This window comes from Streptomyces sp. NRRL F-5630, from assembly GCF_000719475.1.
Classification (GTDB): domain Bacteria; phylum Actinomycetota; class Actinomycetes; order Streptomycetales; family Streptomycetaceae; genus Streptomyces.
This window is the reverse complement of the sequence record NZ_JOGO01000010.1, coordinates 95,056-117,517: the sequence shown is the minus strand read 5'-3', so window position 1 is coordinate 117,517 and position 22,462 is coordinate 95,056. Positions and strand designations below refer to the sequence as shown.

Genomic DNA, 22,462 nt, shown 5'->3' with positions numbered 1-22,462 from the left:
GAGCAGTGTCACGTCTGGCTGGCCGCCGGCGTTCTCGTCGCCGCCGGGCTGGTGGATCGCGACGAGACCGGCCTCCGCCAGGTCGGCGACGAGAATCCGCGCCACGCCGAGGGGCATCGTCAACAGCGCGGAGACCTCCGCCACCGATTTGACCTCGCGGCACAGGTGGCAGATCCGCTGGTGTTCCGGGAGCAGGCCCGACATCTGCATCGGGTCCGCGGTGGTGCTGACCAGCGCCTCGATGGCGAGCTGGTAACGGGGCCTGGTCCGGCCGCCCGTCATCGCGTAGGGCCGCACCAAGGGCTGGTCGCCCTCGACCGCGTAGCCGGCGGAGGGCGGATTCCCGTACGGGTCGTGCGGTGCGGTGGGCGGTGTCATGCAATCCTCCGGGCGGAACAGCGGATGGTCTCGGCGCCGTCAGGCTGTGGCCGGTGGGGGGCTGAATGCGGCCGGGCGGGGTGGCGGTGAGCGGGCGTCAGTTGAGCAGGCTGCCCTGGAGTTCCGCGCGCAGGTCCGGCGTCAGCACGGCCCCCGCCCGGTCCACCAGAAGGGCCATCTCGTAACCGACGAGGCCGATGTCGCACTCGGGGTGGGCGAGCACGGCGAGGGAAGAGCCGTCCGAGACGGACATGATGAAGAGGAAGCCGTGCTCCATCTCCACGACCGTCTGGTTGACGGTTCCGCCTTCGAAGATCCGGGAAGCCCCCGCGGTGAGCGAGGTGAGACCGGAGGCCACGGCCGCGAGCTGGTCGGCGCGGTCACGGGGAAAGCCTTCGGACATCGCGAGGAGAAGTCCGTCGGCGGAGACGACCACCGTGTGCGACACCCCGGGGGTGTTGTCCACGAAGTTGGTGATCAGCCAGTTCAGGTTCTGTGCCGCCTGGCTCATGGGGGTCAACTAGCGCTCCTGCTGGTGAGAGGGGCGGGGGTAGCCCTCGTTCGGCCGGTTCTCACCGGACGGACGCAGACTGTTGCCGGCCTGGTAGCGGCCCTGCTGGATGCCCCTGCGGAGATTGGTCAGCCGGCCGCGCACGTCGTCGGGCGCCCGGGAGACCTGGGGACCCGTCGGCTGCTGCGGCTGCTGCTGAGCGGTACCCGGCACCAGGTTGGCGCGGGGCACCCGGCGCGGGAGGCCGGAGGTGGTGACGCCGCCCGCCGAGGGCTGCCGCACCCGCTCCGCCTGCCGCACCAATTCGTCGTTGGGCGAAGCTCGCCAGGCGTCCTGGCCGGTCTGCGCGGGCAGCGGGCCGGGGCCCCGCCCCGGGGTGTCCGACGCGCCCTCGGGCGCGGCGGGGAGGAGGCCGTCGTCGGGCCGCTGGGGACCGGTGGGACGGGGCGGCTCGGCCGCGCGCGGCGGCTCGGGCTGCTGTTCCTGCCCGGCGGGCTGCGGGCCGCGGAACCAGCTCGTCTCCAGCGTGTCGTACAGCGGGGTGCGCCCGTCGCCCGGACCGGCCGGGGGCAGCGCGTTCTCGGCGGGGCCGCGGCGCGGGAGTTCGCGCGCGGGCGGCCCCTCCGGACGCGGCGCCCTGGGCGGCTCGTACCCGGTGTTCACCGGGAAGGAGGAGGTCTCGCTGACCGCGAACCCGCCCGTGCCCTGGGGTCCCTGGGCGCCGGGCTGCCGCGGGGCGGGGGGCTGCGCGTTCGGCCCCTCGTCGTACGCGCCGGGGCGCCCCTGCCCGGGGTAGGGAGAGACGGGGAACTGGCCACTCTGCCCGGGGGCGGGGAACTGGCCGGTCCGCGCGGGGTCCTGGTAGGGGCCGGACTGCTGCGGGGGCGCGGGGAACTGCCCGGTCCCGGACGCTCCCTGGTAGCTGCCCGGGTCGCCCTGGTACTGCCCCTGCTGGGGCGGCACGGGGAACTGGCCCGTCTCCGTGGGCGCCGGGTACTGACCGGTGTCGTAGCCGTCCGTCTGCCCGTAGGGGGACACGGGGCCGCCCGGCGCGGGGAACTGGCCGGTGTCCTGCGGCGACCAGCCGCCCTGCTGCCGCGCGTCGTCGTAGCCGTAGCCCTGCTGGTCCTGGCGGTCCGGGGCGCCCCGGCCCTGGTTCTGGCCCTGGTCCTGGCGCGCGTCCCGCTGCGGGAGGCGCGGCTCGCGGGGCTGGTCCTGGTGCGGCGGGTAGCCGCCGTCCTGGCCCTGGCCGCCGGGCGCGTACCCCTCCTGCGGGCGGGCCCAGGCGCCGGTGTCCTCCGCCCCGTAGCCGCCCTGCGGGCCGCGCGCGCCGGCGGGGCCCACGGCCGGGAAGGTGCCGGTCGCGCCGGGGCCGCCCGGGGCCTCGTAGCCCCCGGCGCCCTCGGGAGCCTGCGCGTCCGGGGCGATGGCGGGGAACTGCGCCGTCGAGGCGAGGGCGTTGTCGTCGCGGGGCGGGGCGAAGCCCTGGCGCGGGCCGCGCGGCTCGTCGTGTCCGCGCGGGGCGTCCGGGGCCTGCGGCTCCCACGGTGCCGGGGGCTGCTGCCGGTCGGCGGGGGCCGGGCGCTGGGGCTGCGGGGTGCCGCCGGGCAGTTCGGCACGCGGGCCGCCGCGCGGCGGGAGCTGCGGACGGCCGTCCTGGCCCTCGCCCTGCGGGGCGCGGCGCTGCGGCGGGATCGGCGCGGTCCGGCCGCCGCCGAAGGCGTCCTGCCCGTTGTCCTGCGGGGACACGGGGCGCGCGCCGCCCTGGGGCGGCCCCTGCCGTGTATCGCCGAAGAAGTTGCCGGGGCCCTGCTGCTGCCCGCCGCCGACCGGCGGGAAGGCGTCGCGACCTGCCGGGGACTGCGGGGCGTTGCCGCGCGCGGGCAGCGCGGCGCGCGAAGAGCCGCCCAGACCGGCCTGGCCGCGCTCGGGTCCCGCCCCGAGCCGGTTGCCGCCGGGCGCGCCCTGGCCGGGTCCGCCCTGCCCCGGGCCGCCTTGCCCCGGGCCGCCCTGGCCCCCGCCGAGCGACCCGGCGGGAGCGCGGCGTGCCGCCGCGGCGCCCGCGGCGGCCTGCGCGGCGGCGGGGCCGCCCTGGCCACCGGGCCCGCCGGGCTTGCCCGGGACCTTGCGCCCGCCCTGCGCGACGTCGACGGGCAGCATGACGAGTGCCGTCGTGCCGCCGGAGTCGGAGGGACGGAGCTGGATGCGGATGCCGTGGCGCTGCGAGAGGCGGCCGACCACGAAGAGACCCATGCGGCGCGAGACCGAGACGTCCACGGTGGGCGGCGCGGCGAGGCGCTCGTTGATCGCCGCGAGGTCCTCGGGCGAGAGGCCGATGCCGGTGTCGTGGATCTCGACGAGCACGCGTCCGTCGGGCAGCGCGTGCCCGGTCACCTTGACCTTGGTCTGCGGCGAGGAGAACGACGTGGCGTTCTCCAGGAGTTCGGCGAGCAGGTGGACGAGGTCGTTGACGACGCGTCCGGCGACCTCGGTCGAGGGCACGGCGGAGAGTTCGATGCGCTCGTACTGCTCCACCTCGGAGGCCGCGGCGCGCAGCACGTCGACGAGCGGCACGGGGCGCGTCCAGCGGCGGCCCGGCTCCTCGCCCGCGAGGACGAGGAGGTTCTCGCCGTTGCGGCGCATACGGGTCGCGAGGTGGTCGAGCTTGAAGAGCGAGGAGAGCTGGTCCGGGTCGGCCTCGCGGGACTCCAGTTCGGAGATGAGCGAGAGCTGACGCTGGATGAGGCCCTGGCTGCGGCGCGAGAGGTTCGTGAACATCGCGTTGACGTTGCCCCGCAGCATGGCCTGCTCGGCGGCGAGGCGGACCGCCTCGCGGTGCACGTCGTCGAAGGCCGTGGCCACGCGCCCGATCTCGTCGCGCGAGTGGACACCGACGGACTCGACCGAGAGGTCCACGTCCTGCGGGTCCGACTCGGAGAGCTGGCCGACGAGTTCGGGCAGCCGTTCCTGGGCGACCTTCGTCGCGGTGTCCTGCAGACGCCGCAGCGAACGGATCATGGACCGCGAGACGACGAAGGCGCCGACGAGCGAGACACCCAGGACGAGGACGATCAGCGCACCGTTGATGATGGCGTCGCGCTCGGCGCTCTGCCGCAGCTCACGGGCCTTCTGTTCCATCTGGCCGAGCAGCGTCAGCTCGATGGTCTTCATCTGGTTGATCTCTTCGGACGCCGCGTCCGTCCAGTCCCGGTAGGACCGCTTGGCGCGCAGCTTCATGCCGCCCTGGGTGCTCAGGGAGCCCTGGGCGAAGTCGCGCGCGCTCTTGATGGTGGGCTGCTCGTCCGGGTCGATCGGCTTGAGCAGGTCCTCCGGGTCGCCCGCGTAGGAGCCGTAGATCTCCTTGAACTGGTTGATCTCGTCGTCCTCGTTGCTCAGCGCGTTGAGGGCGTAGCGGCGATCGGTCTCGGAGAGCTTGCCGAACTGCGTCTTGTTCGGCGGCAGCGCGGCGGCGAGCACGGCGCGCTGGATGGACGCGTACTCCTTGGCGGAGGAGAACGCGGCGAGCGCGCGGGTGCGCTGGACCATGTCGGGGTTCGAGGTCGCCTGCGCCATCTCCTGGGAGAGGCCGAGCAACTGGTCGATCAGCTGGCTGTAGGCGTCGACGGTCTGCGTGATCGAGGTGTCGTCGGCGTAGGCGTCGCGGCGGATCGCCTTGAGCTGGGCGACGCGCTTGGTGATGGCGTCGAGGTTGCTGCGGACACCGTTGAGCTCGTTGTTGCCGGTGATGTCCTTGGTGTTCTTCAGGAACGTGGCGACCTGGCGGTCCGTCTTCTGGCGCCAGCTCGCGACCGAGTAGTCGGTCGCCTTCACCTTGTGCGACAGCGGCCCCGCCGACTGGTCCCGCTCGTCCTGGAGGGCGGCGGCCAGCTCGGTGGCCTGCTTCGTCATGTCGGTGAGCAGCTTCATGTTGTCGAGCTGCTGGATGTCGTCGAGGGAGTCGCTGATGCGGATGCCACCGAGGGTGGTGGCGGCCGCCACCGGCAGGACCAGGAGCGAGACCAGACGGGTCGAGATGCGCCAGTTGCGCAGGGCTATTCGCGAGCCGGGGCCGCTCGGGCCCGCCTTCGTCTTCCCCTTGGGCTTCTTCTCGGCCTTGCCGGTCTTCCCCGGCTTGTCGCCCTTGTCGCGCGCGGCCTCGCCCTCGGCGCCCTGCTCCTCGTGGCCCCCGGTGCTCAGCCCCTGCTGCGGTGCGTGCGGGGCAGCGGCGCCGCGATCGGTCGCGCCGTTCGGCTCCGGCTCGGCCGGAGCACTGCCATCCCTCTTGAAACGTCCCTGCACTAGCGTCGCAACCTCTGGACCAGGCGCCCCTCACGCCGTGGCGCTCGGGACGGTGTCGAGTCGTGGAGGTCCGTGAACCCCCGGGTGGTCGTCGTGACCGGCGCGTCTCCCCTCGACCACCGCTCGGCGCTGCGTTGCGCCCTCGCGTGCCGGCCGAAACCCGCGGCGGTCCCGCGAATTCCAGCACAGCCGGGGATCTCCAACAAGGTCCGAACAGGCCCCGCCGGAGGCTGTGACGGGCTGTGCCGGGCGCATCACGTGGAGTGGGAAAGGATCTTGAACATTACGGGCATACGTGTCCGATCCCGCATTCGCCGCCCACGCCCGGCTCGCACCCTCGGGCGCGGAGTGATGGGCGGAATGCCGGAGTCCGTACTCGATGACCGATTCCTCGCCCCTCGGTGGCCGGACGGTATGCCCCGGTTTCGCGCGCCGCTCGTGAGCAAACTCACATGGGGAGGTCGTGTGCCGGTTGTGGTGGAGGGGGAGGGGGCCCGTACGCGTTAGCCTGGGGAAGCGGTTTTCCGTGTCGCGTCTGCCCCCTTCACCGGCGGTCATCCCCGCGGGACGGCGAGCCGGTACCCGCGATCCGGAACAACAGAGGGGCACCCGCCAGCCGTGCGCATCGCCAGATTCTCCATCGACGGCAATGTGGCCTTCGGAGCCGTCGAGGGCGAGGGCCCGGACGGGCTCGTCCTCGACATCATCAAGGGCATTCCGTTCGCCGAGTTCGAGCTGTCCGGCACCAAGGTCCCCCTCGACAAGGTCCGCCTCCTGCCGCCCACGCTGCCCAGCAAGGTCGTGGCCGTGGGCCGCAACTACGCGGAGCACGCCAAGGAACTGGGCAACGAGGTCCCCGAGTACCCGGTCACCTTCTTCAAGCCCTCCACCTCCGTGAGCGGCCCCGGCGACCCCATCCCGTACCCCTCCTTCACCGAGGAGCTGTCGTACGAGGCGGAACTCGCCGTCGTGATCGGCCGCATGTGCCGCGAGGTGCCCCGCGCCCGGGCCAAGGACGTGATCCTCGGCTACACCTGCGCCAACGACGTCACCGCCCGCGACGCCCAGCGCCGCGAGCAGCAGTGGGCCCGCGCCAAGGGCTTCGACGGCGCCTGCCCGCTGGGCCCCTGGATCGAGACGGACCTCGACCCGGCCGACCTCACGCTCCAGTGCACCGTCAACGGCGAGCAACGCCAGCTCGGGCGCACGAGCGACATGCTGCGCTCGGTCGAGGACCTCGTCGTCCACGTCACCGAGGCCATGACCCTGCTCCCGGGCGACGTCATCCTCACGGGCACCCCGGCAGGGGTCGGCCCGCTCAGCGTCGGCGACGAGGTCGCCGTCCACATCGAAGGCATCGGCACTCTCACCAACAAGGTGATCAAGCGTGGCTAACGACGGCACCGTCCGCGTACGTTTCTGTCCCTCCCCGACCGGCAACCCCCACGTCGGTCTCGTCCGCACCGCCCTGTTCAACTGGGCCTTCGCGCGGCACCACCAGGGCACCCTCGTCTTCCGCGTCGAGGACACCGACGCGGCCCGCGACTCCGAGGAGTCCTATGAGGCGCTCCTCGACTCCCTGCGCTGGCTCGGCCTCGACTGGGACGAGGGCCCCGAGACCGGCGGCCCGCACGCCCCCTACCGCCAGTCGCAGCGCATGGACGTCTACCGCGACGTCGCGCGCCGCCTGGAGGAGGCCGGCCGCGCCTACCGCTGCTACTGCACGACCGAGGAGCTGGACGCGCGCCGCGAGGCCGCGCGCGCCGCGGGCCGTCCCTCCGGCTACGACGGCCACTGCCGCGAGCTGAGCGCCGAGCAGATCGCCGCCTACGAGGCAGAGGGACGCAAGCCGATCGTCCGCTTCCGGATGCCGGACCGGACGATCACCTTCACCGACCTCGTGCGCGGCGAGCTGACCTTCGCGCCCGAGAACGTCCCCGACTACGGCATCGTCCGGGCCAACGGCGCCCCGCTCTACACGCTCGTCAACCCGGTCGACGATGCCCTGATGGAGATCACCCACGTCCTGCGCGGCGAGGACCTGCTCTCCTCCACGCCCCGGCAGATCGCCCTCTACGAGGCGCTCATCGAGCTGGACCTCGCCAAGGAGATCCCCGCCTTCGGGCACCTGCCCTACGTCATGGGCGAGGGCAACAAGAAGCTCTCCAAGCGCGACCCGCAGGCGAGCCTCAACCTCTACCGCGAGCGCGGCTTCCTCCCCGAGGGCCTGCTCAACTACCTCTCGCTGCTCGGCTGGTCCTTCTCGGCCGACGAGGACATCTTCACGCTCGACCAGATGGTCGCGAAGTTCGACATCTCCGAGGTGAACGCCAACCCGGCCCGCTTCGACCTGAAGAAGGCCGAGTCGATCAACGGCGATCACATCCGGATGCTCTCGGTCGAGGACTTCACCGCGCGCTGCGCGCCCTGGCTCCGGGCGCCGTTCGCGCCCTGGGCCCCGGAGGCCTTCGACCCGGCCGCCTTCGCCGCCCTCGCGCCGCTCGCGCAGACCCGCCTCACGGTCCTCTCGGACATCACGGCCAACGTCGACTTCCTCTTCCTCGACGAGCCCGCGATCGACGAGACCTCGTGGAACAAGGCGATGAAGGAGGGCTCGGACGCCCTCCTGACCACGGCCCGCGCCAAGATCGCCGCCGCCGACTGGAAGGCCGAGGCGCTCAAGGAGGCGGTCCTGGAGGCCGGCACCGCGCACGGCCTCAAGCTCGGCAAGGCGCAGGCCCCGGTCCGCGTCGCGGTCACCGGGCGGACCATCGGCCTCCCGCTCTTCGAGTCCCTGGAGATCCTGGGCCGCGAGAAGACGCTCGCGCGCATCGACGCGGCGCTGGCCAGGCTGGCCGCCTGATCGGCGAGGGCGCGACGCCACCGCCTGAGACGCACGTCCCGAGGGGCGGGCACCGGTACCCCCGGCGCCCGCCCCTCGGGCGTATCCGCCCCTCCGCGCCTATCCTCGGCGGCGTGGCAGCGAATACAGCGGTCAGGGCCGTCCTGTGGGACGTGGACGACACCCTCTTCGACTACACGGGCGCCGACACCGCAGGTCTCGCGGCGCACCTGCGCGCCGAGGGCCTCCTGGAGCGCTTCGGCGGCCCGGAGGCGGCGCTCGCGCGCTGGCGGACGCTGACCCGGCGCCACTGGGGGCGCTTCGCCGAGGGCGGCGTCGGCTTCCTGGAGCAGCGCAGGGACCGCGTACGGGACTTCCTCGCTGCTCCGCTCGGCGACGCGGAGGCCGACGCCTGGTTCGAGGCGTACTTCGGGCACTACGAGGCCGCCTGGACCCTCTTCGCGGACGTCCTGCCCGCCCTCGACGCCCTCGCGGCGAGCCACCGCCACGGCGTCCTCTCCAACTCCTCCGTCACCGTGCAGGGCCCCAAGCTCAGCACCCTGGGCCTGGGCGACCGCTTCGAGACCCTGCTGTGCGCCGCCGAACTGGGCGTCTCCAAGCCCGACCCCGGCGCCTTCCGCGCCGCCGCCCGCAGTCTCGGTCTCGCCCCGGCCGAGATCGCGTACGTGGGCGACGAACCCTGGATCGACGCACGTGGCGCGGTCGAGGCCGGCCTCGTCGGGGTCTGGCTCGACCGCGCGGGGAGGCACGCGCGCGAGGAGGTCCCCGAGGGTGTGCACCGCATCGGAGGGCTCGCCGAGCTGCCGGGGCTGCTCGCGGATACCCGTTTTGGAGCGCCGTCGACCTTCGGGTAATGTTCTTCCTGCGCCGCCGGACGGGAGGAACACCCGAAAGAAAGCGCGAAATAGATACCAGCCCCCAGGGCTTGCGTATCAATGGGCTATGGTGTAATTGGCAGCACGACGGTTTCTGGTTCCGTTAGTCTAGGTTCGAGTCCTGGTAGCCCAGCTGATCACTTCAGTGATCTCGCCCCCGTTGTGTAGCGGCCTAGCACGCTGCCCTCTCACGGCAGTAGCGCCGGTTCGAATCCGGTCGGGGGTACAGATCCTTCCCGCGGGGACAACCGGGTCGCACCCGATGTCCCTGAGACGCAGGATCGCCAAAAGCCCCCGTTGTGTAGCGGCCTAGCACGCTGCCCTCTCACGGCAGTAGCGCCGGTTCGAATCCGGTCGGGGGTACGGAAGTTCCTTGGGCTATGGTGTAATTGGCAGCACGACGGTTTCTGGTTCCGTTAGTTTAGGTTCGAGTCCTGGTAGCCCAGCTGATCACTTCCAGTGGTCTCGCCCCCGTTGTGTAGCGGCCTAGCACGCTGCCCTCTCACGGCAGTAGCGCCGGTTCGAATCCGGTCGGGGGTACCTCTCGAAAAGCCCTCCCTCCTTCGCGGACGGGGGGCTTTTCGCTGTGCGCGTGCGCGGCGGTGGGCGCTCGTCCGGACGGGCGGGGCGGCTTCGTCGGCGTCCCGCCCGTACCGGCGGTACGGGGGATGGTGCGTGCGGTACGGGGCTCGTGCGTGCGGGTGCGGGGCGTTCAGCCACCGTTGCGGCGCAGAGCCTCGCTCAGGCGGGCCGCGGCGTCGATGATGGCCTGGGCGTGCATCCGCCCCGGGTGGCGCGTGAGGCGCTCGATCGGCCCCGAGACCGAGACGGCGGCGACGACGCGGTTCGAGGGACCGCGCACCGGTGCCGAGACCGAGGCCACGCCCGGCTCGCGCTCGCCGATCGACTGCGCCCAGCCCCTGCGCCGCACCCCCGAGAGCGCGGTCGCGGTGAACCGCGCGCCCTGGAGGCCGCGGTGCAGGCGCTCCGGCTCCTCCCAGGCGAGCAGGATCTGCGCCGAGGAGCCCGCCTTCATCGTCAGCGTCGAACCGACCGGGACCGTGTCCCGCAGGCCGGACAGCCGTTCCGCCGCCGCGACGCAGATACGGGTGTCGCCCTGCCTGCGGTAGAGCTGCGCGCTCTCGCCCGTCACGTCGCGCAGGTGCGTGAGCACCGGGCCCGCCGTGGCGAGCAGCCGGTCCTCGCCCGCCGCTGCGGCGAGTTCCGAGAGGCGGGGGCCGAGGATGAACCGGCCCTGCATGTCCCGCGCCACCATGCGGTGGTGCTCCAGTGCCACGGCGAGGCGGTGTGCCGTGGGCCGGGCGAGCCCTGTCGCGCCGACCAGGGAGGCGAGAGTGGCCGGACCGGACTCAAGGGCGCTCAGAACGAGAGCAGCCTTGTCGAGTACGCCGACGCCGCTAGAGTTGTCCATGCAACGATATTCGCGTCTCACTCTGTGAAACGCAAGTTCAATTTCCACGGGAAGTTGCCACTCTGTAGGAGCGGGCCCGAGGACCACCGGGCCCAGGACCGCCGCCACCCACGAGGGGACGGCCGGGTACTCACCTCCTAGTTGGGCCTGGCATCGCCGCCGGCCGAAGGGAAAGCGATGGGTAGGACACTCGCGGAGAAGGTCTGGGACGACCACGTCGTCCGGCGCGCCGAGGGCGAGCCCGACCTCCTCTACATCGACTTGCACCTGCTGCACGAGGTCACCAGCCCGCAGGCGTTCGACGGCCTCCGCCAGAACGGCCGGCGGGTGAGGCGTCTCGACCTCACCATCGCGACCGAGGACCACAACACCCCGACCCTCGACATCGACAAGCCCATCGCGGACCCGGTCTCGCGCGCCCAGCTGGAGACACTGCGCAAGAACTGCGCGGACTTCGGCGTACGGCTGCACCCGCTCGGCGACGTGGAGCAGGGCGTCGTCCACGTCGTGGGACCGCAGCTCGGCCTCACCCAGCCCGGCACCACCGTCGTCTGCGGCGACTCCCACACCTCCACGCACGGCGCCTTCGGCGCCCTCGCCTTCGGCATCGGCACCTCGCAGGTCGAGCACGTGCTCGCCACGCAGACGCTGCCGCTCGCGCGCCCGAGGACCATGGCGATCACCGTCGAGGGCGAACTGCCCGCCGACGTCACCGCGAAGGACCTGATCCTCGCCGTGATCGCGAAGATCGGCACCGGCGGCGGCCAGGGCTACATCCTGGAGTACCGGGGCAGCGCCATCGAGAAGCTGTCGATGGAGTCCCGGATGACCATCTGCAACATGTCGATCGAGGCCGGTGCCCGCGCGGGCATGATCGCCCCCGACGAGACGACCTTCGCCTACCTCAAGGACCGCCCGCACGCGCCGCAGGGCCCCGAGTGGGAGGAAGCGGTCGCCTACTGGAAGACGCTGCGCACCGACGACGACGCGGTCTTCGACGCCGAGGTCGTCATCGACGGCTCCGCGCTCGCCCCCTTCGTCACCTGGGGCACCAACCCCGGCCAGGGCGCGCCGCTCTCGGCGGACGTCCCCGACCCGGCGAGCTTCGACGACCCCTCCGCGCGCTTCGCCGCCGAGAAGGCCCTGGAGTACATGGGCCTCGCCGCCGGGCAGCCGCTGCGCGAGATCTCCGTGGACACCGTCTTCGTCGGCTCGTGCACCAACGGCCGGATCGAGGACCTGCGCGCCGCCGCCGACGTGCTGCGGGGTCGCGCGGTCGCCGACGACGTCCGGATGCTGGTCGTCCCGGGCTCCGTACGGGTCGCGCTCCAGGCCGTCGAGGAGGGCCTCGACAAGGTCTTCACCGAGGCCGGGGCCGAGTGGCGGCACGCCGGCTGCTCGATGTGCCTGGGCATGAACCCGGACCAGCTCGCCCCCGGCGAGCGCTCCGCGTCCACCTCCAACCGCAACTTCGAGGGCCGGCAGGGCAAGGGGGGCCGCACGCACCTCGTCTCGCCCAAGGTGGCCGCCGCCACGGCGGTCCTGGGCCGCCTCGGCTCGCCCGCCGACCTGTCCGCCACCGCGCCCTCGGGAGTCTGAACCACCATGGAAGCCTTCACCGTCCACACCGGCCGCGCCGTCCCGCTGCGGCGCTCCAACGTCGACACGGACCAGATCATCCCCGCGCACTGGCTCAAGAAGGTCACGCGCGACGGCTTCGAGGACGGCCTCTTCGAGGCGTGGCGCAAGGACCCGGAGTTCGTCCTGAACAAACCGGAGCGCGCCGGGGCCAGCGTGCTCGTCGCCGGCCCGGACTTCGGTACGGGGTCCTCGCGCGAGCACGCCGTCTGGGCGCTCCAGAACTACGGCTTCAAGGCCGTCATCTCCTCGCGCTTCGCCGACATCTTCCGCGGCAACTCGCTGAAGAACGGCCTCCTGACCGTCGTCCTCGACCAGCCGGTCGTCGAAGCGCTCCAGGAGCTCGTCGAGAAGGACCCCCAGGCCGAGATCACGGTCGACCTCCAGGAGCGCCAGGTGCGCGCCGAGGGCGTCGCCGCGGCCTTCGAGCTGGACGAGAACTCCCGCTGGCGGCTGCTCAACGGGCTCGACGACATCAGCATCACGCTCCGCGAGGACGAGTCGATCGCGGCGTACGAGGCGCGCCGGCCGGCCTTCAAGCCGCGCACGCTCCCGGTGTGACGTGACGCGGGACCACCGGGCGGTGTGAACCGCCCGTTCGCGCCCGCCCGCGGAAAGCCCCCTGTGCCCCTGGTCGTACGACGACCGGGGGCACGGTCGTGTGCGGAGTGGGGCGACGCGGCTGGGGGAGGCGGGGCCGGCCGTGTGCCGAGGGTGGTCGCGTACGGGGGTGGGCCGCGGGGCGGGCGCGGAGGGGGTCGGTCGGGGTGCGGTCGCGCGCGACGCGGGTGTGCGTCGCACGGGGCCTCGGGTGGACGTGTCGCGGAGCCTTGGCCAAAAACCCTCGCTCGGCGCAGTGTTGCGCAGGCCGGCGACGCGCCCGGGGCGCCGCCGAACGGGTGGTCTCAACTCCCTTGCCCCACAAGGCAGAAGACCTGCGATTATGGGCCCTGCCTGCACTGTCCCGGTCCGCCGACGAGGCCGCCCCAGACGGTAGTTACCCCCTGCGCAGGCGACAACTCAGGCCAGATGGCACAATCGAGGCATGGAAAGCGACGGCCAACTCAAGCTTTACGGCGTGGTCGCCGACCAACTCAAAGAAGCACATACAAGGGTGCGCACACTGCAAGTCCCGGAGAGCGTACGGATGGCGCTGACCCGGAAGCTGCTGGTCATTACGGCCGCGGCCAAACACGATCTCGCAGGTGCGGCGGCACGCCTGGACCGGTTGTTGAAGGACCTCGACGAGGGACGCCGGCCCGGTGACGGCTGAATCCAGCCGTGGAGCGGGACTCTTTCGGGTCCGGTGGGTGTTGCGGCACAAGGGTGATTAGCCCGTTTCGTGTTTGATTTGCGGTATATATCCGCCTAGCGTGCGAAAAAGCTTGAACAGATTCGTTCTGGCAATGTCTCCGAAGGGGAAGACGTGAACAAGGCGCAGCTCGTGGAAGCGATTGCCGACAAGCTCGGCGGGCGGCAGAACGCCGCCGACGCCGTGGACGTGGTCCTGGACGCCATCGTCCGGGCCACCGTCGCCGGTGACCGGGTCTCCGTCACCGGGTTCGGCTCGTTCGAGAAGGTCGACCGTCCGGCCCGGTACGCCCGCAACCCCCAGACCGGGGAGCGGGTCCGCGTGAAGAAGACCTCGGTGCCGCGCTTCCGCGCGGGACAGGGCTTCAAGGACCTCGTCGCGGGGACCAAGAAGCTTCCGAAGAACGACGTCGCGGTGAAGAAGGCCCCCAAGGGCAGCCTCACCGGTGGCACCAAGACCACCGCCAAGGCGGCGGCGAAGAAGGCCACGGCGAAGAAGGCGACGGCCGCCAAGAAGGCCACCACGGCCACCGCTCCGGCGAAGAAGACCACCGCGACGGCGAAGAAGGCCACCACCAAGAAGGCCACCCCGGCGGCGAAGAAGGCGACGGGCAGCACCGCGACCGCGAAGAAGACCACGGCCAAGACGGCGCCGGCGAAGAAGGCGACCGCCAAGAAGGCCCCGGCCAAGAAGAGCACGGCGCGCACGACGACCGCCAAGAAGGCGACGGCGCGCAAGAAGTGACCTTCCCACACCTCGCGCACCTTCAGCGGTGACGTTCCTTCTCCCGCACAGGGCGCGGTGACGTCACGGCCGCGGCCGGACCTCCGGCCCTCCGGAGGGACGCGGCACTCACGCGTCGGGCCGGGCTCCTCGGGGAGCCCGGCCCGCGGCGTGTCCGGGGGCGGGGGCGCGGCGTGCGCGGGCGGCGGTGTGGGGGTGGCGTTTGGTTGCACCGGGGACGGGCGCTGGGCGCTGGGGCGTCGCTTGTGCGGAGCGTGGCGGGCCGGTGTACCCGTGCGGGGGCGCGAGCGGGGCGGTGCCGCGGACGGCGGCTCAGAAAGTCTGCAAGGTCACCAACGTGACGCGTCGTTCCGCCGCTTGGCCCTCAATCTCGACGCGTACGCGCTGCCCGGGGCGCAGGAGTCGCAGCCCGCCCGCGAGGAACGCGGCGCCGTCGAAGGGCACGGGGGTGCCGTCGTCGAGCAGCACGCTGCCGCTGTGGTCCGAGGGATCGTAGGTGTACGCCGTTGCCTGCATGGGGGGACCTTAACGGGGACCGCCGCCCCGGGCGGGGCGGGGGGATGCCGCGCGGAGATCCCGGGAGTCACGTACCGGCGGGGCCCGCGACGCGTTCCCTCGCCGGGAGCGCGGCCGCTACGTGGCGGGTGTGCGGGCCCACGCCCAGGGCGAGCGCCGCGCGCAGATCGGCGACCGTGTCCACGTCCTGCCGCACCGAGGCCACGGCGGGCGGGCCGAGTTCCACCGCGCCCGAGGCCCGGTGGCGTTCGCGGGAGTGCCCGCCGAAAAGAGGGGCCAATTCCGTACCGGAAAGCGCGGCGAGAAATGTCGTGCCGATTTCCGCGGCATCGGGGAGGAAAGAGCGCGGGAAATGCGCGGCGGCGCGCAGGACGGTGGACAGCTCCGCCGGGCGCAGGGCGGGCAGATCCGCGTTGAGGGCGGCGACGGCGCCGCGCGGCGTGCCGCGTCGCGCGACGCGCGCCCCGTGCGCCAGAGCGGCGTTGAGCCCGGCGCCCGGAGTGTCGGGGACCACACGCGCTCCGAGCGCGGCGAGGGCGGCGCCGCCCCGCGCGTCGTCCGTGACGACCACCACATCCCGCACCTCGGGACAGGCGAGCGCGGCCGCGACGGTGTCCTGCGCGAAGGCGAGCGCGAGGCGGCGGCGGCTCGGCGCCGAGAGCGGCCCGGCGAGCCGGGACTTGGCCAGGGGGAGGGGCTTCACCGGGACGACCAGGGTCCATGGTGGGGGCGCGGCGGGCCCGGCGGGAGTGTTCATCGGCGCCATTGTCGCCCGTGGACGCCGCGCGGGGAGGGGGCGGTGGGGCGGCCCGGAGGGCGCGCAAGGGGGCGCGCGAACCGGCTGCGGGGGAGAGCGCGGGCGTACCGTGTTCTCGACAGACGGGGGAGGCGGGTCCACACTTGTGCGGCCTGCCAGGCGCAGTACGTGATCTTTGGCCCGGGCAGGGCCGAAACAGGAAGGTGCACGCGTGTCCCGCCGTAAAATCGGCTTCTGGTATCGCTTTGCCGCAGCGGTGCTCAAGCCGCTGTTGCTGGTCTTCTTCAAGCGGGAATGGCGCGGAGCGGAGCACATGCCCGAGGACGGCGGATTCATCACCGTCGTCAACCACAATTCGTACATCGACCCGTTGTCGTACGCGCACTTCCAGTACAACACCGGGCGGCTGCCGCGATTTCTCGCGAAGGACGGCCTTTTCAAGCACGGCATTGTCGGTGCCATGATGCGCGGCACCCAGCAGATCCCCGTCTACCGCGAGACCACCGACGCGATGGACGCCTTCCGGGGCGCCGTGCTGGCCATCGAGAAGGGCGAGTGCGTCGCCTTCTATCCCGAGGGCACCCTCACGCGTGATCCGGCGCAGTGGCCGATGAGCGGCAAGACCGGTGCGGCGCGCGTCGCGTTGGCGACGCGCTGCCCCGTGATCCCCGTCGCGCAGTGGGGCGCCAACCTCGCGATGCCGCCGTACGCGAAGGAGAAGAAGCTGCGGCTGCTGCCGCGCAAGACGCTCCAGGTCCTCGCCGGGGCGCCCGTCGACCTCTCCGCGTACTACGGCAAGGAGCCGACGCCCGAACTCCTGCGCGAGGTCACGGAGGTGCTGATGCGCGCCGTCACCGAGCTGCTGGAAGAGCTGCGGGGCGAGAAGGCGCCCGCGGAGATCTACGATCCGCGCAGGGTACGGATAGAACAGCGTCGTCGGGCCGCGGCCAAGCGTGCCGGCGGTCCGGACGGCGCGGCCCAGGCACACGACGCGGACGCAAGCGGTCCGCACGACGCGGATGGAAGCGGTCCGCGCGACGCGGGCGGAAGCCGTCCGCACGACGAGAGCACGACGCACGCGACAGGGGAGCACACCACGTGACAGGCCAGCCCGGCCGGAACGACCGTCCCGCCAAAGCCGCCGTCTTCGGCAGCGGTTCCTGGGGCACCGCCTTCGCCATGATCCTCGGCGACGCCGGGAACGACGTGACCATGTGGGCCAGGCGCCCCGACGTCGCGGAGGCGATCAACACGACGCGCACCAACCCCGGCTACCTGCCGGGCACGGTCCTGCCCGAGCGGGTACGTGCCACGAGCGACCCCGCCGAGGCCGCGGACGGTGCCGACCACGTCTTCTTCGTGGTCCCCTCGCAGACACTGCGCGAGAACCTCGCCGCCTGGGCGCCGTTGTTCGGGCGCGAGAGCGTGCTCGTCTCGCTCATGAAGGGCGTCGAACTCGGCTCCACGATGCGGATGAGCGAGGTCATCGAGGACGTCACGAAGGCGCCGCGGGAACGGGTCGCCGTCGTCACCGGACCGAACCTCGCGGGCGAGATCGCCGCGCGGCAGCCGGCCGCCGCCGTGGTCGCCTGCCGCGACGAGAGCGTCGCCCGGCGCATCCAGCACGCCTGTCTCACGCCCTACTTCCGCCCCTACACCAACACCGACGTCGTCGGCTGCGAACTGGGCGGCGCGGTCAAGAACGTCATCGGGCTCGCGGTCGGCATCGCGGACGGCATGGGGCTCGGCGACAACACCAAGGGCTCGCTCATCACGCGCGGACTCGCCGAGACGACGCGGCTCGGCCTCGCGATGGGCGCGGACCCGATGACGTTCTCGGGGCTGGCCGGGCTCGGCGACCTCGTCGCGACGTGCTCCTCGCCGCTCTCGCGCAACCACACCTTCGGTACCAACCTGGGCCGCGGTATGAGCCTCGCCGAGACCATCGCCGTCACCAACCAGACCGCCGAGGGCGTCAAGTCCTGCGAATCGGTCCTCGCGCTCGGCCGCGCGCACGGCATCGACATGCCGCTCACCGAGACGGTGGTGAGCATCGTCCACGAGGGGAAGTCGCCGCTGGTGGCGCTGGAGGAACTCATGTCGCGGAGCGCGAAGTCCGAGCGGGGGTAGGGGCTGGGGCAGGCGGGGCGGCCCGGTGCGTCCGGTGGGCGCGCCATGGGAGGGGCTGGGAGGTCGCCACGGGATGGGCCGGGAGGTGCGGGGCTCCGCCCTACGCCCCGGTCCCCGGCGGGAGGGGCTCCGGTGTCGAGGCCGGGTGCGGTGGTCCGCGGGGAGGGGCTCCCGTGTCGCGGCCGGTGTGGTGGTCTGCGGGGAGGGGCTCCCGTTTCGCGGCCGGTACGGGGGTCCGCGGCGTTCGGCCGGGTGGTGGGGACGGGCGACAAGCCGGGCTCCGGGCGCTGACGGGGTGGGAGGCAGCAGGTACCCTCATCGCGATATGAGCAGCCAGAACCTCCCCCAGAGCCCTGTTCCCCCCGCCGAAGGGGGAGAGTCGCGCAAGCCGCGGGTCGCCGTCGTCTTCGGCGGGCGAAGCTCCGAGCACGGAGTCTCCGTCGTCACCGCCGGCGCTGTGCTCGGCGCCATCGACCGGGAAAAGTACGACGTGCTGCCGATCGGCATCACCGGTGAGGGCCGCTGGGCCCTCGCCGTCGACGAACCGGCCCGGATGGCCATCGCCGACCGCGCGATGCCCACCGTCGAGAGCCTCGCGGAGTCCCTGGAAGGCAGCGTCGTGCTGCCCTTCGACCCCTCGGTGCGCGAGGTCGTCTACGCCGAGCCCGGCTCGGTCCCCAAGGCGCTCGGCGAGGTCGACGTCGTCTTCCCCATGCTCCACGGGCCCTACGGCGAGGACGGGACCCTCCAGGGGCTCCTGGAACTCTCCGGGACGCCCTACGTCGGCGCCGGGGTGCTGGCCTCCGCGGTAGGCCAGGACAAGGAGTACATGAAGCGGATCTTCACCTCGTTCGGGCTGGCGGTCGGCCCGTACCTCGTGATCCGCCCGCGCGAGTGGGAGCAGGACCCGACCGCCGCGCGCCGCCGCATCGCCGACTTCGCCGGCGACCACGGCTGGCCGCTCTTCGTGAAGCCCGCGCGCGGCGGCTCCTCCGTCGGCATCAGCAAGGTCGACGGCTTCGACGAGCTGGACGAGGCGATCGAGGAAGCGCGGCGCCACGACCCGAAGTTCCTGATCGAGGCGCTCGTCCAGGGGCGCGAGATCGAGTGCGGGGTGCTGGAGTTCGAGGACGGGCCGCGCGCGAGCGTGCCCGCGGAGATCCCGCCGGTCACCGACCACGCCTACTACGACTTCGAGGCCAAGTACATCGACTCCGCCTCGGGGCTCGTGCCCGCGCCGCTCACGCCCGAGGAGACGGCCGAGGTCCAGCGCCTCGCCGTCGCGGCCTTCGAGGCGACCTCCTGCGAGGGTCTCGTGCGCGCCGACTTCTTCCTCACCGACGACGGCTTCGTCATCAACGAGATCAACACCATGCCGGGCTTCACGCCCATCTCGATGTACCCGCAGATGTGGGAGAAGAGCGGCGTCGGCTACGCCGAACTCGTGGACCGCCTCATCCAGGCGGCACTGCGGCGGTCGACGGGGCTGCGGTAGGACGTTGCGCGGGCGCGGGGCCTGGGGCTCCGGGGAGCGGGGCGCCGTGGGGCGGCGGCGGGTTCGGTGTGGTGCGGGGGCGCTGAGGAGCGGTGCCGCAGGGGGCTGAGACCCGGGGCGCTACGGTGTGACGCGGGGGCCGCGCTGCGGTGCGGCGCTGCTGTGGTGCGCGTCGCGCGTCGTGGCGGGCGCGGGGTGACGGGCGTGCGGCGGCGGTGACGCGTCGTGGCATATGCGACGTCGCGTGTGACCTGCGATGACGCGCGCGACGTACGCGACGTGACCAGGGGGCGTGGGGCCGCGTCGCGGGGCGGCGGACGCCGGGCCACGCGTGGTGCTCAGCCCTCCGCGATGCCCTTCGGGATGGTGTCCGCGACCGGCTTCGCCAGGTCGGTGAGCGGCGAGAGTCCGTTGCCGGCGCGCGCGGCCGGGATCGTCACCTCGACGTAGGCGATGCGCAGCGTCGTGTAGAGGCGGTAGGGGCCACCGTCCTCGTGGACGATGGCCCAGTCCACGCCGTCGACCTCCACGCCGTCCGTCTTGGGGTCGTCGAGCGCGGCCGGACGGGGCACTCCGCAGCGCAGTATGATCGCCGGGTCGCCCCATCCGGCCGTCAGTTCGGACTTCTCCGTCGGGTTGTTCCTGCCGAGTCCGTCCACGCGCCCGGGAAGCTTCGCGTGCAGCTTCCGGCACGCCTTCGCGGCGGCGGCGTCCGGTGCGGGAACCGCGGCCTTCGCCGTGGAGTCCGCCGCCGAGTCCGACGAGGAACAGCCGACGGCGGTCAGCAGCGGGAGCAGGACGGCGGGAACCAGCAGGCGCCGCAGCACGGAGATGTTCACGCCGCCCAGCGTAGACGGGGGTTACAGATGGACGACGGGGCAGGTCAAGGTCCTGGTGATGCCCTCCACCTGCTGCACCTTCGCGACGACCATGCGACCGAGGTCGTCCATCGTCGTCGCCTCGGCACGCACGATCACGTCGTACGGGCCCGTGACGTCCTGGGCTTGTATCACACCGTCGAACGAGCCGATGAGTTCGGCTACCGCGGAGGACTTGCCGACCTCCGTCTGGATCAGAATGTACGCCTGTACCACGGAACCTCCAGGGCGGCCATGAGGATCATGGGGGAAAGGGGACGCCACGGTATCGCGTCGTCGCGCGCCGCGGGGAGCCCCGCGCGCGTGCTGAGCCCCGCTCCGTACGGTGGTGCCGCTTCCGGTGGACGCGGCGCACGGAAGTTCAGGCGAGACTTGACGGTACCCGCGGCGGCGAAGGCACACGGCCGTGCACGGTACGGCGCAGAAGGGGCACTGGGATGAAGGGCACTGTGGGGGAACTCGGCGAGTTCGGGCTCATCAGGGAGATGACGGCGCGACTCACCACGACACCGGCGGTGCGACTCGGCCCCGGCGACGACGGCGCCGTCATCGCCGCACCCGACCGACGCGTCGTGGTGAGCACCGATGTCCTCGTGGAGGGCAGGCACTTCCGGCGCGACTGGTCGACGGCGTACGACGTCGGGCGCAAGGCCGCGGCGCAGAACCTCGCCGACATCGCCGCCATGGGCGCGGTGCCCACCGCCCTCGTCCTCGGCCTCGTCGTGCCCGCGACGCTGCCCGCTACGTGGGCGGTCGAGCTCATGGACGGGCTGCGCGACGAGTGCCAGGTGGCGGGCGCGGCGGTGGTCGGCGGCGATCTCGTACGCGGCGACACGATCACCGTCGCGATCACGGCCCTCGGCGACATGCGCGGCCAGGAGCCGGTCGTCCGCTCCGGGGCGCGTCCGGGCGACGTCGTCGCCGTCACGGGCTGGCTCGGCTGGTCCGCCGCCGGGCACGCTGTCCTCTCGCGCGGCTTCCGCTCGCCGCGCGCCTTCGTCGAGGCGCACCGCAGACCCGAACCGCCCTACCACGCGGGCCCCGCGGCCGCCGCGCTCGGCGCGACGTCCATGACCGACGTGAGCGACGGCCTCATCGCCGACCTCGGGCACATCGCCGAGGCGAGCAACGTCCGCATCAACCTCGTCTCCGGCAAGGTCGACGTGCCCTCGCAGATGTACGACATCGGGCAGGCGGTCGGGGTCGATCCGCTCCAGTGGGTGCTGACGGGGGGCGAGGACCACGCGATCGTCGCGACGTTCCCGCCGGACGTGAAGCTGCCGGCGCGCTGGAAGGTCATCGGCGAGGTCCTGCACCCCTCGGCACGGCCCGAGGTGACGGTCGACGGCGCCCCCTGGACGCGCGCGGGGGGCTGGGACCACTTCGGCGGGGACGAGGGGGACGACGGGATCGAGACGCCGGGGCGGGGATGACGTGGGGGCGTGGGACGTCGCGAGGGTGAACGCCGCGCCGTGAACGCCTGGCGGTGAACGCCGCGCCGTGGACGCCTCTCGGGGCGGGTGGTGCGCGATGTGGGTGCGCCGTGGCGCGGGTGGGGCGGTAGATTCGGGCGTATGCACATACCCCCGCGCGTCCTGACCGTGGCCGGTTCCGACTCCGGTGGTGGTGCCGGTATCCAGGCGGACCTCAAGACGATGCTCGCCCTGGGCGTGCACGGGATGAGTGTGCTCACCGCCGTCACGGCGCAGAACTCGCTCGGTGTGCAGGGCGCCTGGGACCTTCCCGTCGAGGCCGTACGCGCCCAGTACCGCAGCGTCGTCGATGACATCGGCGTCCAGGCGGTCAAGACCGGGATGCTCTCCTCCGCCGCGCTCGTCGAGACGGTCGCGGAACTCCTCGCGGCGACGGACGCGCCGACCGTCGTCGATCCGGTGGGCGTCTCCAAGCACGGCGACGCGCTGCTCGCCGCGGACGCCCTCGACTCGGTACGCACGCGACTGCTCCCCGTCGCCACCGTCGCGACCCCCAACCTCGACGAGGTCGCCCAGCTCACCGGCGTCCACGTCACGCGCCCCGAGGACCTGCCCGAGGCGGCGGCGGCCGTCCTCGCCCTCGGCCCGCGCTGGGCCTTGATCAAGGGCGGGCACCTGGAGGGCGAGGCCGTGGACCTCCTCACCGATGGCACCGAGGAGCACTGGCTGCGCGCCCCGCGCCTCGACAACCGTCACACGCACGGCACCGGCTGCACCCTCGCCTCCGCCGTCGCCTCTCACCTCGCCCTCGGCCACGACGTCCCGGCCGCGGTGCGCGCCGCGAAGGACTACGTGACGGGCGCCATCGCGGCGGGCTTCCCCCTCGGTGCCGGCATCGGCCCGGTCGATCACGGGTGGCGTTTTCGGGGAGCGGCGACCGAGGGGGGTGGCGGTGACGCCGCCGAAAGCCCCGACGTCGCGGGGTGACGGGGGGACGGCGCGCAGGGTGACGCGGTGCGGCGTGCGCGCGCCGTGGCATATGCGACGTCGCGTGTGACCTGCGGTGAGGTAGGCGCGCGGGGCGACGTGGGGTGTAGTGCGCGCGACGTGGCGCTGGCCGCGTCGCTCCGCGATATCGGTGCGCGGTGGGCCCGACGCACATCGCGTCTCTATGCGACGTCGCGCTGGATCTCTACGCGAC

20 protein-coding genes and 5 tRNA genes are annotated in these 22,462 nt (G+C 72.6%); 17 read left to right on the top strand and 8 right to left on the bottom strand.

What is annotated here, in order from left to right; all coding sequences use genetic code 11:
* From IF99_RS0107555 to IF99_RS0107545, 3 genes are all read right to left on the bottom strand, one after another.
* On the bottom strand, positions 1–378 hold a 378-nt coding region (locus IF99_RS0107555), incomplete at its 3' end, for a DUF742 domain-containing protein (RefSeq protein ID WP_030995570.1).
* A gap of 97 nt (positions 379–475) precedes the next feature.
* Complete coding sequence (locus tag IF99_RS0107550; RefSeq protein ID WP_007821711.1) at positions 476–889, bottom strand: roadblock/LC7 domain-containing protein; 414 nt, start codon at positions 887–889, stop codon at positions 476–478.
* Between the two features lie 9 nt (positions 890–898).
* Positions 899–5,188: a nitrate- and nitrite sensing domain-containing protein gene (locus IF99_RS0107545; protein WP_030995569.1), complete on the bottom strand. Its 4,290-nt coding sequence runs from the start codon at positions 5,186–5,188 to the stop codon at positions 899–901.
* A gap of 618 nt (positions 5,189–5,806) precedes the next feature.
* Between IF99_RS0107545 and IF99_RS0107540 the strand changes: the two genes are divergently transcribed.
* The 8 genes from IF99_RS0107540 to IF99_RS0107505 all read left to right on the top strand — a co-directional run bounded on the left by IF99_RS0107540 (position 5,807) and on the right by IF99_RS0107505 (position 9,466).
* Positions 5,807–6,583 carry a fumarylacetoacetate hydrolase family protein gene (locus IF99_RS0107540; RefSeq protein WP_030995568.1) on the top strand — a complete coding sequence of 259 codons (777 nt, stop codon included), beginning with the start codon at positions 5,807–5,809 and terminating at the stop codon, positions 6,581–6,583.
* A complete protein-coding gene (gltX, locus tag IF99_RS0107535; RefSeq protein WP_030995567.1) occupies positions 6,576–8,051 on the top strand; it encodes a glutamate--tRNA ligase in 1,476 nt (491 codons plus the stop codon). Before IF99_RS0107540 ends, gltX begins: the two co-directional genes overlap by 8 nt.
* A 113-nt stretch (positions 8,052–8,164) precedes the next feature.
* On the top strand, positions 8,165–8,905 hold the full coding sequence (locus IF99_RS0107530) for an HAD family hydrolase (protein ID WP_030995566.1): 741 nt from the start codon (positions 8,165–8,167) through the stop codon (positions 8,903–8,905).
* A gap of 82 nt (positions 8,906–8,987) precedes the next feature.
* Positions 8,988–9,059 (top strand) — tRNA-Gln (locus IF99_RS0107525).
* 20 nt (positions 9,060–9,079) lie between these two features.
* Positions 9,080–9,152 (top strand) — tRNA-Glu (locus IF99_RS0107520).
* Between the two features lie 64 nt (positions 9,153–9,216).
* A tRNA-Glu gene (locus tag IF99_RS0107515) sits at positions 9,217–9,289 on the top strand.
* An 11-nt stretch (positions 9,290–9,300) separates the two neighbouring features.
* A tRNA-Gln gene (locus IF99_RS0107510) sits at positions 9,301–9,372 on the top strand.
* 21 nt (positions 9,373–9,393) lie between these two features.
* A tRNA-Glu gene (locus IF99_RS0107505) sits at positions 9,394–9,466 on the top strand.
* 172 nt (positions 9,467–9,638) lie between these two features.
* Here IF99_RS0107505 and ndgR read toward each other — a convergent pair.
* Positions 9,639–10,358: an IclR family transcriptional regulator NdgR gene (gene ndgR / locus IF99_RS0107500; RefSeq protein ID WP_007821702.1), complete on the bottom strand. Its 720-nt coding sequence runs from the start codon at positions 10,356–10,358 to the stop codon at positions 9,639–9,641.
* Positions 10,359–10,535: 177 nt separating this feature from the next.
* On the opposite strand from ndgR, the gene leuC reads away from it, so the two are divergent.
* The 4 genes from leuC to IF99_RS0107480 all read left to right on the top strand — a co-directional run bounded on the left by leuC (position 10,536) and on the right by IF99_RS0107480 (position 14,052).
* Positions 10,536–11,957: a 3-isopropylmalate dehydratase large subunit gene (gene leuC, locus IF99_RS0107495; RefSeq protein WP_030995565.1), complete on the top strand. Its 1,422-nt coding sequence runs from the start codon at positions 10,536–10,538 to the stop codon at positions 11,955–11,957.
* Between the two features lie 6 nt (positions 11,958–11,963).
* Complete coding sequence (gene leuD, locus IF99_RS0107490; RefSeq protein ID WP_030995564.1) at positions 11,964–12,557, top strand: 3-isopropylmalate dehydratase small subunit; 594 nt, start codon at positions 11,964–11,966, stop codon at positions 12,555–12,557.
* Positions 12,558–13,041: 484 nt separating this feature from the next.
* Entirely contained in the window at positions 13,042–13,269 is a 228-nt protein-coding gene (locus IF99_RS0107485; RefSeq protein WP_030995563.1) for a hypothetical protein, read from the top strand.
* Between the two features lie 153 nt (positions 13,270–13,422).
* The gene (locus tag IF99_RS0107480; RefSeq protein WP_030995562.1) at positions 13,423–14,052 is read left to right on the top strand and encodes an HU family DNA-binding protein; all 630 of its coding nucleotides are present in this window, start codon (positions 13,423–13,425) and stop codon (positions 14,050–14,052) included.
* Between the two features lie 312 nt (positions 14,053–14,364).
* Here the strand turns inward: IF99_RS0107480 and IF99_RS0107475 are convergent, their stop codons facing one another.
* Both IF99_RS0107475 and cofC read right to left on the bottom strand, forming a co-directional pair.
* Positions 14,365–14,568, bottom strand: coding sequence for a hypothetical protein (locus IF99_RS0107475; RefSeq protein WP_030995561.1), 204 nt, complete (start codon positions 14,566–14,568; stop codon positions 14,365–14,367).
* Between the two features lie 67 nt (positions 14,569–14,635).
* Positions 14,636–15,334, bottom strand: a complete 699-nt coding sequence (gene cofC, locus IF99_RS0107470) for a 2-phospho-L-lactate guanylyltransferase (protein WP_420705647.1) — start codon at positions 15,332–15,334, stop codon at positions 14,636–14,638.
* A gap of 202 nt (positions 15,335–15,536) precedes the next feature.
* On the opposite strand from cofC, the gene IF99_RS0107465 reads away from it, so the two are divergent.
* The 3 genes from IF99_RS0107465 to IF99_RS0107455 all read left to right on the top strand — a co-directional run bounded on the left by IF99_RS0107465 (position 15,537) and on the right by IF99_RS0107455 (position 18,950).
* A complete protein-coding gene (locus tag IF99_RS0107465) occupies positions 15,537–16,427 on the top strand; it encodes a lysophospholipid acyltransferase family protein (RefSeq protein WP_030995559.1) in 891 nt (296 codons plus the stop codon).
* Entirely contained in the window at positions 16,424–17,455 is a 1,032-nt protein-coding gene (locus IF99_RS0107460; protein WP_030995558.1) for an NAD(P)H-dependent glycerol-3-phosphate dehydrogenase, read from the top strand. Before IF99_RS0107465 ends, IF99_RS0107460 begins: the two co-directional genes overlap by 4 nt.
* Positions 17,456–17,780: 325 nt before the next feature.
* Positions 17,781–18,950: a D-alanine--D-alanine ligase family protein gene (locus tag IF99_RS0107455; RefSeq protein ID WP_030995557.1), complete on the top strand. Its 1,170-nt coding sequence runs from the start codon at positions 17,781–17,783 to the stop codon at positions 18,948–18,950.
* Positions 18,951–19,288: 338 nt separating this feature from the next.
* Here the strand turns inward: IF99_RS0107455 and IF99_RS0107450 are convergent, their stop codons facing one another.
* Both IF99_RS0107450 and IF99_RS0107445 read right to left on the bottom strand, forming a co-directional pair.
* Positions 19,289–19,789, bottom strand: a complete 501-nt coding sequence (locus IF99_RS0107450) for a DUF3515 domain-containing protein (protein WP_030995556.1) — start codon at positions 19,787–19,789, stop codon at positions 19,289–19,291.
* A gap of 21 nt (positions 19,790–19,810) precedes the next feature.
* Positions 19,811–20,044, bottom strand: coding sequence for an Lrp/AsnC family transcriptional regulator (locus IF99_RS0107445; protein ID WP_009068869.1), 234 nt, complete (start codon positions 20,042–20,044; stop codon positions 19,811–19,813).
* A 221-nt stretch (positions 20,045–20,265) separates the two neighbouring features.
* Between IF99_RS0107445 and IF99_RS0107440 the strand changes: the two genes are divergently transcribed.
* Entirely contained in the window at positions 20,266–21,261 is a 996-nt protein-coding gene (locus tag IF99_RS0107440; protein ID WP_030995555.1) for a thiamine-phosphate kinase, read from the top strand.
* A 141-nt stretch (positions 21,262–21,402) separates the two neighbouring features.
* Positions 21,403–22,248 (top strand): bifunctional hydroxymethylpyrimidine kinase/phosphomethylpyrimidine kinase, encoded by an 846-nt coding sequence (gene thiD, locus IF99_RS0107435; protein WP_107048944.1) that lies wholly within the window; start codon positions 21,403–21,405, stop codon positions 22,246–22,248.
* Positions 22,249–22,462: the final 214 nt, after the last annotated feature.